Annotated in this window: 17 protein-coding genes; 6 read left to right on the forward strand and 11 right to left on the reverse strand. The window is 68.6% G+C overall.

The genetic code is table 11. The features are described from left to right. Nucleotides 1-55: 55 nt before the first annotated feature. Nucleotides 56-1,714, reverse strand: coding sequence for a hypothetical protein (locus NBRGI_RS21730; RefSeq protein ID WP_029899101.1), 1,659 nt, complete (start codon nucleotides 1,712-1,714; stop codon nucleotides 56-58). Next, a complete protein-coding gene (locus NBRGI_RS21735) occupies nucleotides 1,711-2,040 on the reverse strand; it encodes a type VII secretion target (RefSeq protein WP_029899102.1) in 330 nt (109 codons plus the stop codon). Before NBRGI_RS21735 ends, NBRGI_RS21730 begins: the two co-directional genes overlap by 4 nt. A gap of 209 nt (nucleotides 2,041-2,249) precedes the next feature. Between NBRGI_RS21735 and NBRGI_RS21740 the strand changes: the two genes are divergently transcribed. The 4 genes from NBRGI_RS21740 to NBRGI_RS21755 all read left to right on the forward strand — a co-directional run bounded on the left by NBRGI_RS21740 (nucleotide 2,250) and on the right by NBRGI_RS21755 (nucleotide 7,536). Then, the gene (locus tag NBRGI_RS21740) at nucleotides 2,250-3,254 is read left to right on the forward strand and encodes an NAD-dependent epimerase/dehydratase family protein (RefSeq protein ID WP_036560276.1); all 1,005 of its coding nucleotides are present in this window, start codon (nucleotides 2,250-2,252) and stop codon (nucleotides 3,252-3,254) included. Nucleotides 3,255-3,285: 31 nt separating this feature from the next. Further along, nucleotides 3,286-4,302, forward strand: a complete 1,017-nt coding sequence (locus NBRGI_RS21745; protein WP_029899104.1) for an Rv2578c family radical SAM protein — start codon at nucleotides 3,286-3,288, stop codon at nucleotides 4,300-4,302. A 136-nt stretch (nucleotides 4,303-4,438) separates the two neighbouring features. After that, nucleotides 4,439-6,460: a 2-oxoacid:acceptor oxidoreductase subunit alpha gene (locus NBRGI_RS21750; protein ID WP_029899105.1), complete on the forward strand. Its 2,022-nt coding sequence runs from the start codon at nucleotides 4,439-4,441 to the stop codon at nucleotides 6,458-6,460. Then, on the forward strand, nucleotides 6,457-7,536 hold the full coding sequence (locus NBRGI_RS21755; protein WP_029899106.1) for a 2-oxoacid:ferredoxin oxidoreductase subunit beta: 1,080 nt from the start codon (nucleotides 6,457-6,459) through the stop codon (nucleotides 7,534-7,536). The genes NBRGI_RS21750 and NBRGI_RS21755 overlap by 4 nt, the downstream gene beginning before the upstream one ends. Nucleotides 7,537-7,686: 150 nt before the next feature. On the opposite strand, the gene NBRGI_RS21760 is transcribed toward NBRGI_RS21755, so the two are convergent. From NBRGI_RS21760 to hisS, 3 genes are all read right to left on the reverse strand, one after another. Next, a complete protein-coding gene (locus tag NBRGI_RS21760) occupies nucleotides 7,687-8,697 on the reverse strand; it encodes a malate dehydrogenase (protein WP_029899107.1) in 1,011 nt (336 codons plus the stop codon). 170 nt (nucleotides 8,698-8,867) lie between these two features. Next, nucleotides 8,868-9,515, reverse strand: coding sequence for a hypothetical protein (locus tag NBRGI_RS21765; RefSeq protein ID WP_029899108.1), 648 nt, complete (start codon nucleotides 9,513-9,515; stop codon nucleotides 8,868-8,870). Nucleotides 9,516-9,722: 207 nt separating this feature from the next. Next, complete coding sequence (hisS, locus tag NBRGI_RS21770) at nucleotides 9,723-10,997, reverse strand: histidine--tRNA ligase (RefSeq protein ID WP_029899109.1); 1,275 nt, start codon at nucleotides 10,995-10,997, stop codon at nucleotides 9,723-9,725. Nucleotides 10,998-11,213: 216 nt separating this feature from the next. On the opposite strand from hisS, the gene NBRGI_RS21775 reads away from it, so the two are divergent. Both NBRGI_RS21775 and NBRGI_RS21780 read left to right on the forward strand, forming a co-directional pair. Next, nucleotides 11,214-12,089 carry a peptidylprolyl isomerase gene (locus NBRGI_RS21775; protein ID WP_014986515.1) on the forward strand — a complete coding sequence of 292 codons (876 nt, stop codon included), beginning with the start codon at nucleotides 11,214-11,216 and terminating at the stop codon, nucleotides 12,087-12,089. A 402-nt stretch (nucleotides 12,090-12,491) separates the two neighbouring features. Next, complete coding sequence (locus NBRGI_RS21780) at nucleotides 12,492-13,040, forward strand: hypothetical protein (protein WP_029899110.1); 549 nt, start codon at nucleotides 12,492-12,494, stop codon at nucleotides 13,038-13,040. A gap of 60 nt (nucleotides 13,041-13,100) precedes the next feature. Here the strand turns inward: NBRGI_RS21780 and NBRGI_RS21785 are convergent, their stop codons facing one another. From NBRGI_RS21785 to NBRGI_RS21810, 6 genes are all read right to left on the reverse strand, one after another. Continuing rightward, complete coding sequence (locus NBRGI_RS21785; protein ID WP_226887260.1) at nucleotides 13,101-13,487, reverse strand: DUF4913 domain-containing protein; 387 nt, start codon at nucleotides 13,485-13,487, stop codon at nucleotides 13,101-13,103. Nucleotides 13,488-13,637: 150 nt separating this feature from the next. Further along, on the reverse strand, nucleotides 13,638-15,473 hold the full coding sequence (locus NBRGI_RS21790; protein ID WP_029899111.1) for a type IV secretory system conjugative DNA transfer family protein: 1,836 nt from the start codon (nucleotides 15,471-15,473) through the stop codon (nucleotides 13,638-13,640). A gap of 61 nt (nucleotides 15,474-15,534) precedes the next feature. After that, the gene (locus tag NBRGI_RS21795) at nucleotides 15,535-16,062 is read right to left on the reverse strand and encodes a hypothetical protein (RefSeq protein WP_235211056.1); all 528 of its coding nucleotides are present in this window, start codon (nucleotides 16,060-16,062) and stop codon (nucleotides 15,535-15,537) included. Between the two features lie 83 nt (nucleotides 16,063-16,145). Then, nucleotides 16,146-17,828 carry a peptidoglycan DD-metalloendopeptidase family protein gene (locus NBRGI_RS21800; RefSeq protein ID WP_029899113.1) on the reverse strand — a complete coding sequence of 561 codons (1,683 nt, stop codon included), beginning with the start codon at nucleotides 17,826-17,828 and terminating at the stop codon, nucleotides 16,146-16,148. A gap of 124 nt (nucleotides 17,829-17,952) precedes the next feature. Beyond that, nucleotides 17,953-18,261 (reverse strand): transposase, encoded by a 309-nt coding sequence (locus tag NBRGI_RS21805; protein WP_029899114.1) that lies wholly within the window; start codon nucleotides 18,259-18,261, stop codon nucleotides 17,953-17,955. A 52-nt stretch (nucleotides 18,262-18,313) separates the two neighbouring features. Next, the coding region (locus NBRGI_RS21810; RefSeq protein WP_036560287.1) for a hypothetical protein at nucleotides 18,314-20,068 on the reverse strand (1,755 nt) is incomplete at its 5' end.

Raw genomic sequence — 20,068 nt, forward strand, 5'->3', positions numbered from 1 at the left:
GTGCACAGACGCTGAAGCGCCAGCGGTGCCGGTGAACCGGCACCTCGAACCGACCCTAGAACTGATCCTGTTCGTAGTCCGAGCTGATGATCTCGTCGGAGTGCGTGGCACCGATGACGTCGGGCGTGGATTCGCCGAGCGGTCCGGTGAGATCGTCGTTCCCGGCGGCACTTTGGTACGGCTGGACGGTGCGGCTGTGTTCGTCGTCGTCGCCGCGCTGGGCGCCTGCGGCGGCGGGTCCGCCCATGAAGCTGTTGCCCGCGCCGGCTGTGGTGGTGCTCGGCGCGCCGGTGGTGCCGGGGCCGAAGGTGGTGCCGGGCATGCCGCTGATGGGGCGGCCGCCGGGCAGACTGGTGCCGGGCACGGCGGTGAGTTTCGGGCTGGACGGGATGCCGGTGGTGCCGGGCCGTGCGCTGGTGCCGGGGCTGCCGGAACGGCTCAGGCTGCTGGGCACGCCGGTACCGAGTCCGCTGTTGGTGGAGCTGGGGGTGCCCGAGTTGTGCACGGACGACGGTGTGGTGGAACTCGGCGTGCCGGTGAGGGAGGAGTCGACGCCCGCCGCTTTGGTCATGGTGTCGGAGGCGGTGGACTGAGCCTGTTCCAGAATCGGCTGGCCGACGTTCTGCGCCAGCGCCTGCGCGACCTCTTGTGGTGCGGGCCCGCCTCCGGGCGCGACCAACTGCTGCACCATGCTGCCGAGTTCGCCGGTTTTGCCGGCGAGGTCACCGCGGGTGGCGTTGACGACGCCGACGGCCTGACCGAGATGTTCGGTCGCCGAGGCCATCAGGGTGGCCTGCGCGGGCGGGGTGAGGATCACCGGCGCCATCGCGGTGGCCTGCGTCGCGAACGACGAGGCGATGCCGAGCAATTGCGCGTTGCCCTGCTGCACCACCGCGGCGGCCCGCTGGGTGAGCTCGGAGATGTCGATACCGCGCTGGCTGGTCTCCTGGCCTTCGACGTTCGCCTTCGCGCTGGCCGCCTGCGCGTTGCGCGCTGCTTGGCTCTGCCACAGCTGTTCGACGGTGGTCATGCTGCCCTTGCCGACCGACATCGCCATGTCGATGACCTTGGACGACTGGCTCAGAATCGCGGTCGGATCGAACGCGCCGATGACGCCGCTGCCGAAACTGTTGAGCAGCGACAGGATCGGCTGCATCAGCAGGTCGACGCCGGGCAGCGCGGGCACCGCGACGCCCTGCATGAGCGCGCCGACCGGATCGGCGGGCAGTGCGGGCAGCGAGGTCGGGATCGCGGCCTGCGCCTGGCTGACCGCGGCGGCGACCGAGCTGGGCGAGCTGCCGAGCGCACCGTTCAGCACACCTTGGGCCTGGTCGAGCACGCCCTGGGCGAGCGGGGCGGCGGCCTGCTGGATCGCCGTGCCGGTATCGCCGAGCAGTGCCGAAACATCGGACGGGACACCGGAGATGCCGTTGGCGTCGGCCGTCGGCGCACCGGACAGACCGGGCATGCCCGGCAGGCCCGTGCCCATCGCGTTGTGCTGGTCTTCACTGATCTTCTTGGCCAGCACGAATTCCGGTGGCTCGATGGGCGGCAGATCCTCGGGCAGTTGCGGCAGCGATACGTCGAGCACCGCCTGCGGCGCGTTCTGCACGGAGTCGAGCACGGCCTGCTGGCCGATGGCGACGTTCTGGTCGGCGGCGTGCGCCATCGCGTGCTCTTCGGGCGCGATCACGCCGGTGTCGAGTGGCTTCACACCGCACCTCCGATCTGGTTGCCGATGGCCCCGAGGGCGCCCGCGCTGGACCAGTCGGTGGCGTCGTAGGCCGCGGCGGCGCTGAACGCCGATTCCGAGAGCTTGGCGTACTTGGCGGACAGGTCGTTGATGTCCTTGGCCTGGAGCACTTGCGCCGCGGCGAACATCGCCAGATAGTCGGCGCCGATCAAACCGAACACGGGTACGAGCGCCGCGACGTTTTTCACCGCGTCGAAATTGCCCGCCCCCGCCAGATCACCGGAGATTCCTGCGTTCGTGGCGGCGAACGCCCGGACCGCTTCGGTCTCTACCGAGAGATCACTCATCGAGTTGCCCCCCAAATCGTCGTGCACATCAGTTTCGTGAACTTCTTCGTCGTCACCGCTTGCCCTGCCGAACGGCAAGGCCGCCACGGTTGGGCTCAATATAGCCGACGGTACCGGCAACTTTCGAGCCCAACGGCACGTTCACACAGGGAATAGGAAAGGAACTGGAACGTGTTGCAAATTAGAACAAGTTCTATATTCTCGATCGCATGAAGGTCGCAGTGACCGGCGCAGCCGGCTACCTTGGCACGAATCTGCTCCGCCTGCTCGCCGCGCGCGGCGACGAGATCACCGCGATCGACCGGGTGGTCCCACCCGCGGCGCCGCTGCCGAACGTCACCTGGGTCAGCGGCGACGTGCTCGATCCGGCCTCGATGCGGGACGCGCTGCAGGGCGCCGAGATCGTCTACCACCTGGTCGCGGTGATCACCCTCGCGGAGAAGAACGACCTGGCCTGGAAGGTGAACACCGAGGGCGTCCGGGTGGTCGCCGAGGCCGCGCTCGCGGTCGGCGCGCGCCGGATGGTGCACGCCAGCTCGATCCACGCGTTCGACCAGTACCGCTGCGGCGGCCGGATCGACGAGCAGGCCGCCCGCTCGACCGACGACGCCCTGCCCGTCTACGACCGCTCGAAATGGGCAGGCGAAGTGGCACTGCGCAAGGTGATCGACAACGGCCTCGACGCGGTGCTGTGCAACCCCACCGGCGTGTTCGGTCCCCTCGACTACAGCAAGCCGCTGTCCCGGATCAATCGCACGCTGCGCGACGCGGCCCAGGGCCGCATCCCTGCCATGATCGGCGGGGGTTTCGACCTGGTCGACGTCAGAGATGTGGCAGCCGGCCTGATCTTGGCAGCCGAGAAGGGGCGCACCGGCGAGAACTATCTGCTCGGCGGCGAGATGATCTCGATGCTCGAGCTGTGCCGGCTCGCCGCGAACCACGGCGGCAAGCGCGGCCCGAAGTTCGCCATCTCCCCCAAGCTCGTTTCGGGCGTCATCCCGGTACTGGCGCCGATCGGCAAGCTGTTCAAGTCCGACATCGTCTCGAAAGCCGCACTGGGCGCCCTCATTTCAGCCCCGCTGGTCGATCACGGCAAGGCCGAACGCGAGCTCGGCTATCAGCCCCGATGCACCGACGACACCGTCCGCGACCTGGTCGCTTTCTTCGCCGACCCGACCCTGCTCACCCCGCCGGACACTCGGCAGATCGCTTGACACCTACTAGAACACATGTTCGACTGGTGAGGTGCGGTGGCAGAACCAGACCCTGGACGCCGAGGACGGCGCACTGCCCGGGCTCACCCGGGCAGGTCTGACCCGCACGGTGCAGACGCCCGAATTCGAGGGCATCACTTTTCACGAAGTGCTGTGCAAGAGCGCGCTGAACAGGCTGCCGGAAAGTTCGTCCATGCCGTTCCACTGGACGATCAATCCGATGCGTGGCTGCTCGCATGCCTGCCGCTATTGCTTCGCCCGCCCGACGCACGAATATCTGGATCTGGACGCGGGCCGCGATTTCGATTCCCAGATCGTGGTGAAGACGAATATCGCCGCGGTGTTGCGCAAAGAACTGCGCAGGCGGTCCTGGCATCAGGAACCGGTGGCGCTCGGCACCAATACCGATCCGTATCAGCGCGCCGAGGGCCGATACCGGTTGATGCCGGGCATCATTCGCGCGCTCGCCGAATCCGGGACGCCGTTCTCCATCCTCACCAAGGGCACCCTGCTGCGCCGGGATCTGCCATTACTCACGATGGCAGCCCGCCAAGTTCCGGTGAGCTTGGCAGTCTCGATCGCGATCCACGATCTGGACCTGCATCGCAGCCTGGAGACCGGCACGCCGTCGCCGAAGGCGCGCCTGGAACTCGTGCGCTCCCTCGCCGACGCGGGGTTCTCGGTGAATGTACTGGTCGCGCCGGTCATTCCGTATCTCACCGACAGCAAGGCGCACCTCGACGGACTGTTCGAGGCGATCGCCGCGGCGGGCGCGCACTCGGCCGTCGCCTTTCCGATGCACCTGCGCGGCAGCACTCGCGGCTGGTTCCTCGGCTGGCTCGCCGAACACCATCCTGCCCTGGTGCGCCGCTACCGGCAGCTCTACGGCCGGGGCGCCTACGTGACGCCGGAGTACTCGGCCTGGCTGCGCGAGCGTCTCGATCCACTGCTCGAGCGACACGCCCTGAAGCCGGGAAAACCGGCCGAACCGGAGACACAACCGGAAAGTCCGCACGCGGCCGACCCGCAGCTGGCATTGTTCGCCTGACGCTTCGACCACCGGTTCCATACCGAACCCCACGGGATTCCGTGATGAACCACACATATCGGGCGCACGCACCGCGCGGTGCGGAGTAGTTTGGCGAATGGCACCCCTCTCATCGACGAGGAAGTGAAGCAGGCACATGGTTTCGCACCAGAATGATGTCGGCACCAGCCACGGCGCTGCCGGCACAGCCCAAAGCAGCACGGGCGCAGCGAAATTGGAAAAGGTCGTGATTCGGTTCGCCGGGGACTCCGGCGACGGTATGCAGCTGACCGGAGATCGCTTCACGCACGAGGCGGCCGCGTTCGGCAACGACCTCGCCACCCAACCCAACTTCCCCGCCGAGATCAGAGCGCCACAAGGCACGCTGCCAGGCGTTTCGTCGTTCCAGATCCAGATCGCCGACTACGACATCCTGACCGCGGGCGACCAGCCGGACGTGCTCGTTGCGATGAATCCGGCCGCGCTCAGGGCGAATCTGGAAGATCTGCCGCGCGGCGCCACGCTCATCGTGAACACCGACGAGTTCACCAAACGCACCCTCGCCAAGGTCGGCTACGCCGCCGACCCGCTCGATGACGACACGTTGTCGGATTTCGTGGTGCACCGCGTCCCGATGACCTCGCTCACCATGGGCGCCACCGAATCCACCGGCGTCGGAAAGAAAGACGGCCAGCGCGCGAAGAACATGTTCGCGCTCGGGCTGCTGTCCTGGATGTACGGGCGCCCGATCGGCGGCACCGAACAGTTCATGCGGGAGAAGTTCGCGGCCAAACCGGAGATCGCCGAGGCGAACGTGCTGGCGTTCCGGGCGGGCTGGAATTACGGCGAGACCACCGAAAGCTTCGCCACCACTTACGAAATCGCGCCCGCGAAGCTGCCGCCCGGCACCTACCGGCAGATCACCGGCAACACCGCGCTCGCCTACGGACTGGTCGCCGCGGGCCAGCTGGCCGGGCTGCCGGTGTTCCTCGGCACCTACCCGATCACTCCGGCCTCGGACATCCTGCACGAGCTGAGCAAGCACAAGAACTTCGGCGTCACCACCTTCCAGGCCGAAGACGAGATCGCGGGAATCGGTGCGGCGCTCGGCGCTTCGCTCGGCGGCGCGCTCGGTGTCACCAGCACGTCGGGGCCGGGCTTGGCGCTCAAGAGCGAAACCATCGGTCTCGCCGTGATGACCGAGCTGCCGCTGCTGGTCGTCGACGTGCAGCGCGGCGGTCCCTCCACCGGTCTGCCGACCAAGACCGAGCAAGCGGATCTGTTGCAGGCGCTCTACGGCCGCAACGGCGAATCACCGGTCGCGGTCCTCGCGCCCCGCTCGCCCGCCGACTGCTTCGCCACCGCGGTGGAGGCGGCCAGGATCGCGCTCACCTATCGCACGCCGGTGCTGCTGCTCTCCGACGGGGCCATCGCGAATGGTTCTGAGCCATGGTCGATTCCGAATGTCGAGGACCTGCCGCCGATCGTCGCGGGCTTCGAGCCCGCCGGCGCGGAAACCGACCCGTTCCAGCCCTACGCGCGCGACCCGGAGACGCTCGCCCGCCCCCTCGCCGTCCCGGGCACCAAGGGGCGCGCACACCGGATCGGCGGCCTGGAGAAGGCCGACGGCAGCGGCAACATCTCCTACGATCCGGCCAATCACGAACTGATGGTGCGGTTGCGGCAGGCCAAGATCGACGGGATCAGCGTGCCCGATCTCGAGGTCGACGATCCGGACGGCAACGCCGAACTGCTGATCATCGGCTGGGGCAGTTCCTACGGACCGATCGGCGAAGCCTGCCGGCGCGCCCGCCGCCGCGGTGTGCCCGTCGCGCAAGCGCACCTGCGGCATCTGAATCCGTTGCCCGCCAACCTCGGTGACGTGCTGCGCCGCTACCGCACCGTGGTCGCGCCGGAGATGAACGGCGGCCAGCTCGCGCTGCTGTTGCGCGGGAAATACCTGGTCGACGTGCGGCCGTGGACGAAGGTCGCGGGCACCGCGTTCTCCGCGCAGGAACTCGTCGGGGTGATCGACGCCGCGTTGGACGGCTCGATCGAGGAGATGGAACAGGACAAGGCCTTCGCCGCACGGGCGCGGGCCACGTACACGACGCAGCCGGACAGCTCCGCGGATCGGGCACAGCCGGGCGACGTCCGACCTACTGGGGGCAACGAATGACCATCATGGAGACCTCGCTCGTCGGCACCGATCTGGGCCTGACGGGACTGTCCGGTGTACCCGCCGCCGACGGCCAGCAGAAGGTCAAGGACTTCACCTCCGATCAGGAGGTGCGCTGGTGCCCCGGCTGCGGTGACTACGTGATCCTGGCGACCGTGCGCGGCTTCCTCGCCGAGCTCGGATTGCGCAGGGAGAACCTGATGTTCGTGTCCGGGATCGGCTGCTCCAGCCGCTTCCCGTACTACCTCGAGGCGTACGGCATCCACTCCATCCACGGCCGCGCGCCCGCCATCGCGACCGGGCTGGCGGTGACCAGGCCCGATCTGTCGGTGTGGGTGGTGACCGGGGACGGCGACGCGCTGTCCATCGGCGGCAACCATCTCATCCACGCGTTGCGCCGCAACGTGAACATGACGATCCTGCTGTTCAACAACCGGATCTACGGACTCACCAAGGGGCAGTACTCGCCGACCTCCGAGGCAGGCAAGATCACCAAGTCCACGCCGATGGGCTCGGTGGACCACCCGTTCAACACCCTGTCCGTCGCGCTCGGCGCCGAGGCCACCTTTGCCGCCCGTGCCCTCGACTCCGACCGGGCCGGGCTGACCGAGGTGCTGCGCGCCGCCGCCGAACATCGCGGTACGTCGTTCGTCGAAATCCTGCAGGACTGCCCGATTTTCAACGACGGCTCGTTCGACGCGCTGCGCCGCGACAACGCCGCGAACCACCTGGTGCCGCTGCACCACGGACAGCCCATCCGGTTCGGCGCCGAGAACGAATTCGCCGTGATACAAAGCGGTTTCGGTCTGGAAGTCACCCGGGCCGACGCGGTCCCCGAATCCGAGATCGTCATCCACGATGCCTACACCGACAACCCGGAATACGCCTACGCCCTCTCCAGGTTGTCCGACCAGTCGCTGGACCACGTCGTCACCGGGATCTTCCGCAGCGTGAGCCGACCCACCTACGACGACGGCGTCCGCGCGCAGACCGACACCGCCCGCGAACGCAAACCCCTCGACCAGAACTCCCTCCAGTCCTTGCTGACCGGCCCCGAAACCTGGACCGTCAGCTAGGAGTTCAGCCCACCGCCCGCGGTCCCCGCACCCCTTCTACGCTCCCGCACCGACTGTGGACGGCCGCAGTGGTGCGGGAAGACAGAGCGGGTGCGCGATACCGGGACTACTTTGCGCTCGCGTCCCGATGGGGCGCCCGGACGGCAGGGGTCAGGGGCGCTTGGCGAAGCCCAGGTCGATCACGGCGTCGCGTTCCTGGGTGAGCTCGGCGACGGTCGCGTCGATGCGGGGGCGGGCGAAGTCGTCGATGCCCAGGCCGGGGACGATCGTGTACTTGCCGTCGGCGCAGGTGACGGGGAAGGAGCTGATCAGGCCTTCGGGGACGCCGTAGGAGCCGTCGGAGGGGACCGCCATGGAGACCCAGTCGCCGGCGGCGGTGCCGCGCACCCAGTCGTGGATGTGGTCGAGGGCGGCGCTGGCCGCGCTGGCGGCCGAGGACGCGCCGCGCGCCTGGATGATCGCGGTGCCGCGCTGCTGCACGGTCGGGATGAAATCGTCGGTGAGCCAGGCGCGGTCCGCGATGCGGTCGAGGGCGGGCTCGCCGCCGATGGTCGCGTGCGCGATATCCGGGTACTGGGTCGCGGAGTGGTTGCCCCAGATGGCAACTCGCGCGATCGCGGCCGCGGGCGCGCCGGTTTTCTTCGCCAGTTGGGCGATGGCGCGATTGTGGTCCAGGCGGGTCATCGCGGTGAAGCGTTCGGCGGGCACGTCCGGGGCGTTGCTCATGGCGATGAAAGCGTTGGTGTTGGCGGGATTGCCCACGACGAGCACCTTCACGTCGTCGGCGGCGCTGGCATTGATCGCGGCGCCCTGCTCGGTGAAGATCGTGCCGTTGGCGGCGAGCAGATCCGACCGTTCCATGCCTGCCGTGCGCGGCCGCGCACCCACCAGCAGTGCGACATTCGCGCCCGAGAACCCCTCCCACGGGTCGTCACTGATGTCGATGGACTCCAGCAGCGGAAACGCCCCGTCCTCCAATTCCATCGCGACACCCTCCAGCGAGGAGACCGCCGCCGGAATCTCCAGCAACCGCAGGCGCACCGGCGTATCCGCGCCGAGCATCGCCCCGGAGGCGATCCGGAACAACAACCCGTACGCGATCTGCCCCGCCCCGCCGGTCACGGCAACGGTCACGGGCGCATTCCGAACCACGCTGTTCACCACTATCTCCTTGCACTAGGCCGACTCTCGCACCCAACCCTATCGACCCGCACTCTCCCCGAAACCACACGGTGAGCAACCCAACAGTCACCCACCGCCGCACCCCGACATGCCGCCGAGTCAGCCCGGCTGATCGGCGCAACGGCCGTGCCGAGGGGCGGGCGACGGGTTCAGATCAGGGCGGCTACTTCGCGGTCGGTGAGGACTATCGGGGAGACGAAGTCTTTGCTGCGGGCCATTTGGACGGCGCGGTAGAGGGGGCGTTCGGCGAGGTGGGCGTCGCGGGCTTCGGCGCGTAGTTGGTGGACGAGCATGGTGGAGACCGACACGGCGGCGGCGAGTTGGCTGGTGGCGAGGGCGTCGGCGAGGCGGCGCAGGCCGAGTAGATGCATTTCGCGGCCGCTGCCCGCATCGGTGTACATGGCCAGCGGAATGATCTGAGAGAACTCTCCCGCGGTCACGCGCAGCACGATCCGGCTGAGTCGCGCCGGAAAGATCAGCACCTCGACACCGGTCGCCGCGGACACCTCGACTCGCCGCTCCCCGAACACCCGGCGGGCATGGATCGTGGTCCCCGCCAACCACATTCGCCGACGCCGCAACGCCACCGCGTAGGCGACGGTCGGTGCGCCGACGACCACTCCGATGAGCACCGCGACCGGCCAGGTGACGACGGTCGCCGCCAGCAGCGCGGTCCCGATCCCGATCCCCGCCGCGGCCAAGGCCAGTCTGCGCAGCATCGGCGCGTACATCTCGGGTGCGACGAGATCCAGCCCCACCGGCGGATCCGTCTGCTGCTCACCAGAATTCGCCTGCACTCGCCCAACCCTCTCCGTGACACCGGCGCCACGTCACGCGCGCTGTCACGTTACTCCAGCCCCCTCCCCCACGTAGCCCGTTCCACCAGCCCACCCGCCCGAAGCACGATTTGCACTGAGCCACCCGCCGCAGACGCACGCGCGCACGGCCACCCGGACACGCACGCAAGCCGAGCACGCTCGCGCGAAGTGCCCTCGCCCACCGGCTTACCCGTCGCTGAGCGCCGCCTGCAGCGTGGTGACCGCTTCATCCAAGGGGATCTGCCGCTGGTCCCCGGTGGACATGTCTTTCAGGCCGATGGTGCTTTCGGCGAGGTCGCGGTCGCCGAGGACGAGGGTGTAGCGGGCACCGGACCGGTCCGCCGCCTTCATCGCGCCTTTGACACCGCGGCCGCCGTAGGCGAGGTCGACGCTGATGCCTGCCGCGCGCAAGCGGGCGGCGAGGACGACGAGGCGCTGTTGGGCGGCGTCGCCGAGCGGGACGCCGAACACCTGGCAGCGGGCGGGGTCGCCGGCCGTCTTGCCTTCGGCTTGCAGGGCGAGCACCGTGCGGTCCACGCCGAGCCCGAATCCGATGCCGGACAACGGTTGTCCGCCGAGCTGCGCCATCAGTCCGTCGTAGCGTCCGCCGCCGCCGATGCCCGATTGCGCGCCCAGTCCGTCGTGCACGAACTCGAAGGTGGTCTTGGTGTAGTAGTCGAGCCCGCGCACCATCCGCGGGTTCACCACGTACGGCACGCCGAGCGCGTCGAGGTGACCGAGGACCTGTTCGAAGTGGGTCTTGGCCGATTCGGAGAGGTGATCGATCATGAGCGGCGCGTCGGCGGTCATCGCGCGCACCTCGGGCCGTTTGTCGTCGAGCACGCGCAGCGGGTTGAGTTGCGCCCGGCGCTTGGTCTCTTCGTCGAGCGGCAGCCCGAACAGGAACTCCTGCAACAGTTCCCGATATTGCGGGCGGCAGGTGTCGTCGCCGAGCGAGGTGAGTTCCAGCCGGAAACCGTCCAGTCCGAGCCCGCGGAAGCCGGCGTCGGCGATGGCGATCACCTCGGCGTCGAGCGCGGGATCGTCGACCCCGATCGCCTCGATCCCGACCTGCTGCAACTGCCGGTACCGACCGGCCTGGGGCCGCTCGTATCGGAAGAACGGGCCGTTGTAGACCAGTTTCACCGGGAGCTGCCCGCGATCGAGCCCGTGCTCGATGACCGCGCGCATCACCCCGGCGGTTCCCTCGGGACGCAACGTCACGCTGCGGTCGCCGCGGTCCGGGAAGGTGTACATCTCCTTGCTGACCACGTCGGTCGATTCGCCGACCCCCCGGGCGAACAGTCCGGTGTCTTCGAAGACCGGCAGTTCGATATGTCCGTACCCGGCCAGTCGGGCGGCGCGGATCAGGCCGTCGCGCACCGCGACGAACTCGGCCGAGCCGGGCGGGACATAGTCCGGAACCCCCTTCGGGGCGGAGAAGCTGCTGGTCTTGGTCACGATGGTCCAGTTTCCACCACCACGCCCCCTCGAGTCCAACCGGTTATCGGCAGCGGGCCGGGCCCGATCTGCGTAGATCCCCAGACATCCCCGGCGAGCACGGATTTTGGCCGGTCGCGGGTGTGAGGCGCACCGCTCTCAGGAAGTGTCGAGCAGTCTCAGGAATAAATGGCAGACTCTAGGGCCGTAACAACCGGACACGGGAGGAACGTGGTAGTGCCGAGCAACGAACAGCGGCGAGCGGCGGCGAAACGCAAGTTGGAGCGCCAGCTCGCCAACCGGGCCGAGCGCGCACGCAGGCGTAAGCAACTCACGATCGCCGGGTCGGTGCTCGGTGTCGTCGTGGTGGTCGCGGCGGTCACCGGGGTGTACTTCCTGACCAAGAGCGACGACAACAGCTCCGAAGCCAAGGACGCGACCCAGTCCAGCGAGCCCGCCGCCGCGGCGCCGCCCGCCGCGGTCGCCAAGCCGGCGCTGGTGAACTGCGTCTACAAGGACGGACAGAAGCCCGCCGACAAGCCCGCGACCAAGCCGGCGAAGAGCGAGGGCATCCCGACCACCGGCAATGACGCGAAGGTCAGCGTCAGCATGGAGACCAACCAGGGTCCGATCGGCTTGACCCTGAACAACGCCGAATCGCCGTGCACGGTGAACAGTTTCGTCAGCCTCGCCTCGCAGAACTTCTTCGACGGCACCAACTGCCACCGGATGACCACCGGCGAAGGCCTCAAGGTGCTGCAGTGCGGCGACCCGACCGGCAGCGGCATGGGCGGCCCGGGCTACGAGTTCGACAACGAGTACCCGACCGATCAGCTCGACCCGAACAACCCGATGGCCGCGCAGCAGCCGGTCGCGTACAAGCGCGGCACGCTGGCCATGGCGAACGCGGGCCCCGGCACCAACGGCAGCCAGTTCTTCATCGTCTACGGCGACTCCCAGTTGCCGCCGAACTACACCATTTTCGGCACCGTGGACGAGAACACGATGGGCACCCTGGACAAGATCGCCAAGGCGGGCCAGGACGATTCCAACGGCCCCGGCGACGGCAAGCCGACCCAACCGGTCACCATCCAGTCGGTTCGCATCGACTGAGATCTTCGACACACGTTCGGGCCCGGGCCGTTCATCGGCGCCGGGCCCGAAACGCGTCTACCTCTTCTTAGGTGTACCTAAACGTACGGTAAGGGTGGGCTTACACCGGAGAACGTCCGGCGAGTTCCCGGGCCTGTCGGAATTGTGCGATATATGCTGATAAGCGGCACAGCCGTACGGTTGCGTCGCGGCTTTCTCGGGTAATCTCGAAACACGGAGTTCCCGTAGCGTAGTAGTCCCTCGACTGGGTAACCCCCGCCCCAGGGAATGCCACGACACGAGCCCTCCCGGTGTCGAAGTTTGCAGCCGGGGCGTCGTCCGACGGACTACAGTTCGCGTGGCGGTGTCCGAGACGAAGCACCACAACATCCATAGTGATCACTGCAGCATCGGGGAGCAGCCATGTCCGAGGAACTGGACGACATCGGCCGCGAGACAGCGGCCATGATGAGGACAATGTTGCAGCTTGCGACCCTGGTCGCGCTGCGGACCCGCGAGCGTGGTCAAAAAGAAGCCGAAGCGCGCGTGAAGGTCACCGAGGCCCGCATGAAAGAGGCCCGGGAGATGCAGGTCCGCGAGGCCCGGGACTCCAAAGCGAAGGATCCGCGTAACACCGAGCTCGCTCGGATGATCGAGCGCCCGATCCCGGAACGTGGTGTGTCGCTGGAGAAGGATCGTTTCTCCGCACAGGCCGAAGCCACCCGAATGGCTGCCACCGCCGCCGCCCACGCGAAGCCGGTGCTGCAGTACGACTCCCCTGAACGCCGCATGGCGATCGCCGCACACCTCGCCAAGATGGGTGTCGCGCCGGAGCTGGCCGCGGTTCGAATGTTGATCGAAGTAGGCCAGGCGCAACCGCCGATCGAGGCGGTCCGCACCCGCCCCGAGGAAGCGCCCGCGGTCACCCGGGCCAGGGAACAGGAATCCCGCGGCCTGGAACGCACCCGCTGAAACCACAGCAAACGCCCGCTTATCAAGCGGGCGTTTGCTTTTGGTGCACGAACGGCTCGGCTACATCCGGAAGTCGCCGATGGTGGGATCGCCGAACATCCCGTGCTGCGGCGATTTCAACGGCAGCGGGCTGAGCATGTCCTTGTGCCCGTTGCGCACGCTGCAGTACTTGAACGGGCCCTTGGGATCGAACAGCTTGGCCATATGCGGGTCGGCGTGGTCGAGGAACCAGACGCTCAAACCCGTTGCGCCGTCGAGCCGGAAGTGCTCCCAGGCGCGCCACATCGCGTCCAGCCGGGCCACCGCCTCCGCGTGCTGCCACCACTCCGGGCACCACACGGTGTCGCTGAGATCGGTCACCTGTCGCCGGTACACCAGGCTCAGATAGTTCTCCACGAACTCGACGACGCTCGCGTAGATCATGGGTTGTTGCTGCTGCTCCGTCACGACTGCACCTCGCTGCCGCTCGGCTCCGTCGCGACGACGCGTGCTGCGCCCATGGTTCGCTCGCTCCGCTCCCTCACGCCTGCACCTCGCTGCCGCTCGGCTCCGTCGCGACGACGCGTAATGCGCCCAAGGCTCGCTCGCTGCGCTGCCTCACAGTGGCCTGACCTCCTCGACCTGTCCGTATTCCGGCGGCGTGCTGCTCTTGCTCAGTGAAGGCTTGCCCGGCATCAGGTCACCGATCTCCGTCTTGCGCTGTGGATCATGGTGCGAGATGGACTCCTTCACTTCGGCAGCGTACTCGCCCTCCCACCACGGAACCGTGCGAACCAGTACCGGCGGCGCGCCGGACGGGAACACGATCACGCGACCGCGCGGCAACTGCGCCAAACCCTGCACGCTGAATGTCTTCGAGGAACCGAGCGAGCGCGAATAGCTCTTGCCGCCTTTGGATTCCGAGACCGACGAGGAGACGACCTCGTAGTCGCCGATCGCCTCGGAACGCTCCCGCAGGAAGGCGGTGTCGTCTACCCCGCTACCGAGCACTTTGATGTTCGCGGCGGCCCACAGCGCGTTCATGCCGGGCTCGCCCCAGCAGCGCACGCCCTGCGCCCAGGATTGCAGCACGGTCATCACGACAATGCCGCGGGAACCGAAGTGGCTGTACTGCTTGGGCAGATCCTTCCAGCGCACCACGTTCGCGGCCTCGTCCAGCACGGCGAGCAGCGGGATCGGCAGCCGCCCGCCGCGCGACTGCGACGCGGTCCGCATCGCGACGTCGATGACGGCCTCGGTGAGCGCGCTGACCAGAGGGGCGGCCGAGCCGCGACCCTCCAGCGAGAGGCTGTAGAGCGTGCCGTTGTCGCGGATGAACGCGAGCTCGTCGAACTGGATCCGGTCGCCACCTCGGGTGATCCAGGGGTGCACATTCGACAGTTTCAGGCAGCGGATCATCTTCTTCGCCGTGCCGAAAATGCCACTGCGCGTACGGGCGTCGGCGTTGTACTGCGACGACAGACCGGAGGCCGTGTAGTGGTGCCTGGCCGCGCGCAGCAGCTCGATCGGCTCGGTGTCCTGCGGGTTGGTCACCCATTCCCAGACCTGCACGATCGGCCTGCTGCCGTTGCGGTCGCCGACCGCCGCGGCCAGGAACAGACCGGCCAGCAGATCTTCGGCTTCGGGATCGAAGAAGGCGTCGGTCTTGGCGTCGGAGCCGTCGTCACCGTCGGCGAAGTGCCCGGCCAGTCGCGCCGCCCGCATCTCGCAGCCCTCGCGGCGCGCGTCCACCCAGGACAGCGGATCCCAGAACCAGCTGGGCTCTTCGCCCGCGACTCCCTGCGGGTCGAAGACGAAGGTGGGACTTCCCTTGGCCTCGCGCACATCCCGGGTCGCGTCCACCACGTCGCGCTTGTTCGAGGTGGCCAGCACGGGGCCGATCGCGGTGAGGATGGCCGGGATCACCCGCGAGGTCGACTTGCCCTGGCGCGGACCCCAGATGTCCAGGTGCAGATCCTCATAAGAGCCGTAGAGCATCTGGTTGTCGGCGATGCCGATGCCGATCGGCACGCCGGGGATGTCCTGCGAGCCCAGCCGCACCTCGAGTTGCTTGGCCTTCTCGCGCACGCCCGCCTCGGTGAGATGCGCGATGGCGCTGCCCTGGCCCATGTAGTCGGCTTTGTCGTCGACCGGGAGTTTGCCGATCGTCTTGCGCTTCTTCATCCGCTTCTTGATCAGCACGTAGGCCAGCGCCGACGCCGCGACCAGCAGCACGATCACGGTGGACGCGCGCGGCCAGACCAACTTGCCGCGCACCAGGTCCGCGACGATGGCGATCGGGTTGATCGGAATCGACTGCGGCGTCACCGCCATCGCGTTGCCGAGATGCAGCGCCACCCACAACGTGCCGAGGACCGCGAACCCGGCGTACAGCGCGATCATGGTGGTGTCCGGCCCGACCGCGGCCGGATCCTTCACCGGCTTCTTCGCCATGTCTGCCTCCTGTTGTCCTCTACCGGCTCTGTGGGTGGATCTCTGCGAAAAGTCGTGGTGCTCAGCGGAACGCGTCGAGCCGCCAGCCGTCCGGGGTCTGCACGACGGTCGCGATGACCGTCGCGGGCGGCAGTTGCTCCTTGCGCCCGTTCGGGTAGACGACCGTCTGCTCGATCCCGATCTTGAACTGCTGGACGTTCGGATCGCCGCCGGCCGGCGGCTTCTCCCCCGACGCGAAGGTGAACGCGTCGACGCGCGCCTTCGCCGTGGCCCAGTCCGACCACTGCAACGTCGTCTTCGGCGTCTCCAGCCCGGTCGGCGAGCTGTCCAGCATGCGGATCAGGCTGGGGCCCAGCCATTTCCGCGCCCGGGTGAGCGAGGCGCCCTGCGCCTCGGTGGCGGGCTGCCAGGTGTAGATCTCGCGCAGCGCGGCCACCGCGACCCCGTCGGGCGTGACCGGATCGGGTGCGGGCACCCCCTCCAGCAACCGGGTCGTGGACGTGGCCGGATGCGCCCCACCGGATCCCGCGTCGTCCCGGCCCCCCGTGCCGCAGGCGGCACTCAGCATCGCGACGCTCACCACCAGCATCACCACCAGTTTCGTGCGTACCGCTGTGTCTTTCCAGGCTAACCGCAAGGACCGACACTGCGTCAGTGCATCACCTGCGTGTTTCACAGGACCCTCCTCGCCCTGCTGTCGCCCGGCACCGGCACCTCCGTGACGCCGCCGCCCGCACCGGGCACGGCCTGGATCATCCGGCCGTTGCCGGAGTAGATGCCGACCTGAGCGGGGCCGCGCGGACCGAACGAGCTGAACACCAGATCGCCCTCCTGAATCTTGCTCATCGACACCTCCGCACCTGCCTCCCACTGCTGTTCGGCGGTGCGCGGCAGGGTGACCGAGCCGGACGAGGCCGCGAACACCGCGGCCGCGGTCAGGCCGGGACCGTCGAGTCCGCCGCCGCTCGGGCCCTGCGGTCCACCGCCGCCCCACACGTACGGCGTGCCGAGCCAGTCGTGCGCGGCCTCGACGATCTGACTGCCGCCGCCGCCCTGCTGCGGATCGAACCGGCCGAGCGCGCCGGGCGCGCGATACTGCGCCTCCATCGCGAGGATGTTCGCCACGTACGGCTGGGTCTCGGAGTAGTGCGCCGCCACCTGATTCGGCATGCCGCCGGAGGCGAGCACCGCGCCCTCACCCGCGTTGTACGCGGCCAGGGTCAGCGCGGTGACATCGCCCTGCACCCGGCCCTCCGACTGCCACTGCGTGATCTTGCGCGCGATGGCGCACATATAGCGGCCCTGGCCGATGATCGCGTCGCCGTCGTCCCACACACTGGCGGTGCCGTTGCCGTCGGCATCGATCACATACGGTTGGCCGTCATCGGGATTCACGCTCGCCGCGGTACTCGGCAGGAACTGGGCCAGGCCCTGCGCGCCCGCCGAGGACGTCGCCCCGCGGCGGAAACCGGATTCCTGCCTGCCCTGCGCGGCGAGCAGCGACGGCGTGATCTGCGGGCAGATCGAACCCGCACGGCGATACCAGATCTCGAGCTCCGGCGGCACCTTGCCCGCGGCGAGCGCGCCGCCCGCGGTGCCGAACCCGCGGTTGCAGCGCGGATCGCTGGAATAGGCCAGCGCCCCACCGACATCCGGCGTCGGCGCGCCGTCCAGCCAAGGCAGCGGGTCGATCTGGCGACCGCCGGTGAACCGTCCGCCCGGCACGATCTCGAAATGCAGGTGCGGGCCGCTGGATTCACCCGCGGAACCGACCTGGGCGATCGGCTGGCCCGCGGTCACGACGTCGCCCACCCGCACATGCACCCCGGAATCCCACATGTGGCCGTACACCGCCGAGTACGCGCGGCCGTTGGTGTCCACCGAGTCGACGACCACCCAGTTGCCGAAACCCGAAGCGGGACCGGCGGCGACGACCCGGCCGTCGGCGACGGAATAGATCGTGGTGCCGTCGGAGGCGGCGAGGTCGATGCCCTTGTGTGCGCCGCCGCGCGCGCCGAAGGTGTCCGAGACCGTGAAGGTGCCGGTGGCCAGCGGCAGCGTGCGCCGGATCGGACCGGCGCCCGCCGCCAGCGACGGCGTCGCCGTCACGGTCGGGTACGCCGAAGTCCCCGGCGGCGCACCCGCGGCCGGATTCGCCTGCGTCGCAGACGGTCTGCCGCTCGCCCTGGCATCACCCGGGGCGTAGCCGCCCAGCGGCGGCAGCGCCGATGGCGAGCCGAGCACCGAGGCGCCCTCGCACGGATCGTCGACCGCGGGCATCACGATGACGAGCACGATCACCATCAGGCCGAGGACCGCGCCGAGAGCACCCCACAAGAGCCCCCGTCCGCTCACTGCGGCCTCGCCGGACCCGACTCCGCGGCGCGGGACGCCCGCACACGCCGATATGACCGGAGCTGCCCTTGCGCCCGGCACGCGGGGGGAAAGGCAGCTTCGGTCGCATCGGCGGGCACGGCGCTCACTGGCCGCGCCGGGATTCGTTGAGGGTGTCGGCGAGCGTGCGGTTCATCTCGGCCGCCGCCGCCAATTGTTGTTGCAACAGCGCCACTTTCCGGCGCAGCGCGGACGCGTCCAAGCGCTCCAGGCTCGGCCCCTCGGCCGCGCGCACCCAGTTGCGCACCGAATTGGTGTGCACGCCGATCTGTTCGGCGACCACGCGGCAGGCCTCGGACTCGCTGCGCAGCTTGCCGGTGAGCGCGACGACCTGCTGGACAGCGGCCTGGCGCACCTCCGGGGAGACCCGGCGGTAGGAGCGGTGCGGCATCATCCGCCACACCTCCCCGCGCGGCGGACGATCGGTAAGTCGCGTCTGGCATCTCTCATGCGGCACTCCCGCCCTGCGAATCCGTGCCCCGGGCAGTCGATTCGGTGAACTCGCTGAAACGCTGGTTGGTGTCGTGGATTCCGCTCTCCTTCTCCGAGAGCGTGAACTCCATGTGGAACGGGATGCCCGGCCGGCGATCTTCACCGATCTTCAGCAGGAACTTGCCCGTACCCGGCGGCGAGGGCCGCTGCTGGCCCGGCTTGAGCGCCTCGCCGGTCAACGCCTGCGGCGCCGACCAGCCGGTCACCATCTGCTCTTCGGCGGAGGTGAACGGCACGATGCTGTCCAGGCGCTTGACCTCTTCGGCGGGCAGCGCGCCGAAGATCTTGGCGCGCGCGCGTTCCAGGAAGCCGAGCGCCTTGGCGATGGCCGATTCCGAGCCGAGCGCCTGCAGGTCCTTGATGGTGTGGCTGATCATGATCAGCGAGGTGGCGATGCCACGCTGCAGGCGGGTCAGCTCGTCGACGCGGTCGACCATGAAGTCGCCCAGGCCGAGCACCTGCCACAGCTCGTCCATCACCACCTGGAAGTAGCGCTGCGGGCCGAGATCGGCGTCGGAGAGCACGTGCGCCGCCTCCACCGAGGCGAACCCATCGGCCCAACAGGCCAGCATCACAGCCGCTTTGAGCTTCTTGTCGCCGGTCGGGATGTGCGAGACGTCGATGCAGACCGCGACGGCGCTGGTGTCGATCGGCACCGAGGTCTGCCCGTTGAAGACCGCGCCGAACGGCCCCTGGGTGAGCGCGCGCAGCGAGCGGCGCAGGTTCTTGATCGCGTTCGAATACTCCTCGACGTCGTCGGCGCCCGCGTCGAGCATCAGCTCTTCACCGCCCGCGACGATAACCTCCAGCAGGTTCTCCATGATCGGCGGCTGATCCGGCGTGTAGCCGCTGCCGGGCTGGTAGAGGATGCGCAGCGCGGTGGCGATCAGCGTCTCCTCGTAATCGCGCACCCTGGCCCCGCGCACCAGTTCGACCAAACCGGCGATGAGCGTCACCTGACGCGCTCGCATGTCCTGCAACACCTGCAGTTGCAGTGCGGGGTGCTCGTCCAGGCGCGGCACCACGGCGCCGAGCACACCGGCGGCGAGCGGATTCAGCTTGCCGTGGCCGTAACCGAGGTCGATCACCTGGCCGCCGACCAGTTCCACCATCTTGCGATAGTCCGGTTTGACGTCGGCCAGGATGAGCGGCGTGATGCCCTGGGCGATACCGCCCAGCACGATCCGGCGCACCAGCGACGACTTGCCGAAACCGTTGAGCCCCAGCACGAAAAGACTCGGCGCGGTGATGAAACTGCCGCGCATGAACCAGTTCATCGGGTCGAAGCAGACCGGCGCGCCGGTGTGCAGGTGCGAACCGAGCGGGGTGCCGATCAGCGGCGCACCGGCGCCGACCGACCACGGCCACAATCCCGCGACCTGCGCTGTGGTGGCCCGGTATTCGACCGGGCGGCCGACCACGTTCATCCGGCCGCCGCCCTCGCCGGCGTAGCCGCGATCGGTGAGTTGCGCGGTGCTGCGGTCGAATCCGTCCTCGAACACCTGCTCCGCGCGGGCCGCGTAGTTGCGCCTGCGGATGTCGTCGGTGCGAATCCGGAACTGCGCGAAGGCCGCCCGCAGGCCGGTCTGCTCGCGCACGATCATCTCGAGCCGGGCCCTGGTCGCCTCGTCGAGCAGCGGCGGGCCGGCGTTCTTGCGCCGGTCTGCCTTGGCCTTGGCGCGCAGCGCGGCCTTGTCCATCACCGGCGT

The organism is Nocardia brasiliensis IFM 10847, assembly GCF_000710915.1.
In the GTDB taxonomy this organism is placed as follows: Bacteria; Actinomycetota; Actinomycetes; order Mycobacteriales; family Mycobacteriaceae; genus Nocardia; species Nocardia brasiliensis_A.

What these genes read in the sequence shown, in the direction of transcription:
- NBRGI_RS21755 (WP_029899106.1), top strand. Translation starts at nt 6,457, where the DNA reads ATGACCATCATGGAGACCTCGCTCGTCGGCACCGATCTGGGCCTGACG.
- NBRGI_RS21740 (WP_036560276.1), top strand. Translation starts at nt 2,250, where the DNA reads ATGAAGGTCGCAGTGACCGGCGCAGCCGGCTACCTTGGCACGAATCTG.
- NBRGI_RS21790 (WP_029899111.1), bottom strand. Translation starts at nt 15,473, where the DNA reads ATGGCGAAGAAGCCGGTGAAGGATCCGGCCGCGGTCGGGCCGGACACC.
- NBRGI_RS21805 (WP_029899114.1), bottom strand. Translation starts at nt 18,261, where the DNA reads ATGATGCCGCACCGCTCCTACCGCCGGGTCTCCCCGGAGGTGCGCCAG.
- NBRGI_RS21795 (WP_235211056.1), bottom strand. Translation starts at nt 16,062, where the DNA reads ATGCTGGTGGTGAGCGTCGCGATGCTGAGTGCCGCCTGCGGCACGGGG.
- NBRGI_RS21780 (WP_029899110.1), top strand. Translation starts at nt 12,492, where the DNA reads ATGTCCGAGGAACTGGACGACATCGGCCGCGAGACAGCGGCCATGATG.
- NBRGI_RS21750 (WP_029899105.1), top strand. Translation starts at nt 4,439, where the DNA reads ATGGTTTCGCACCAGAATGATGTCGGCACCAGCCACGGCGCTGCCGGC.
- NBRGI_RS21735 (WP_029899102.1), bottom strand. Translation starts at nt 2,040, where the DNA reads ATGAGTGATCTCTCGGTAGAGACCGAAGCGGTCCGGGCGTTCGCCGCC.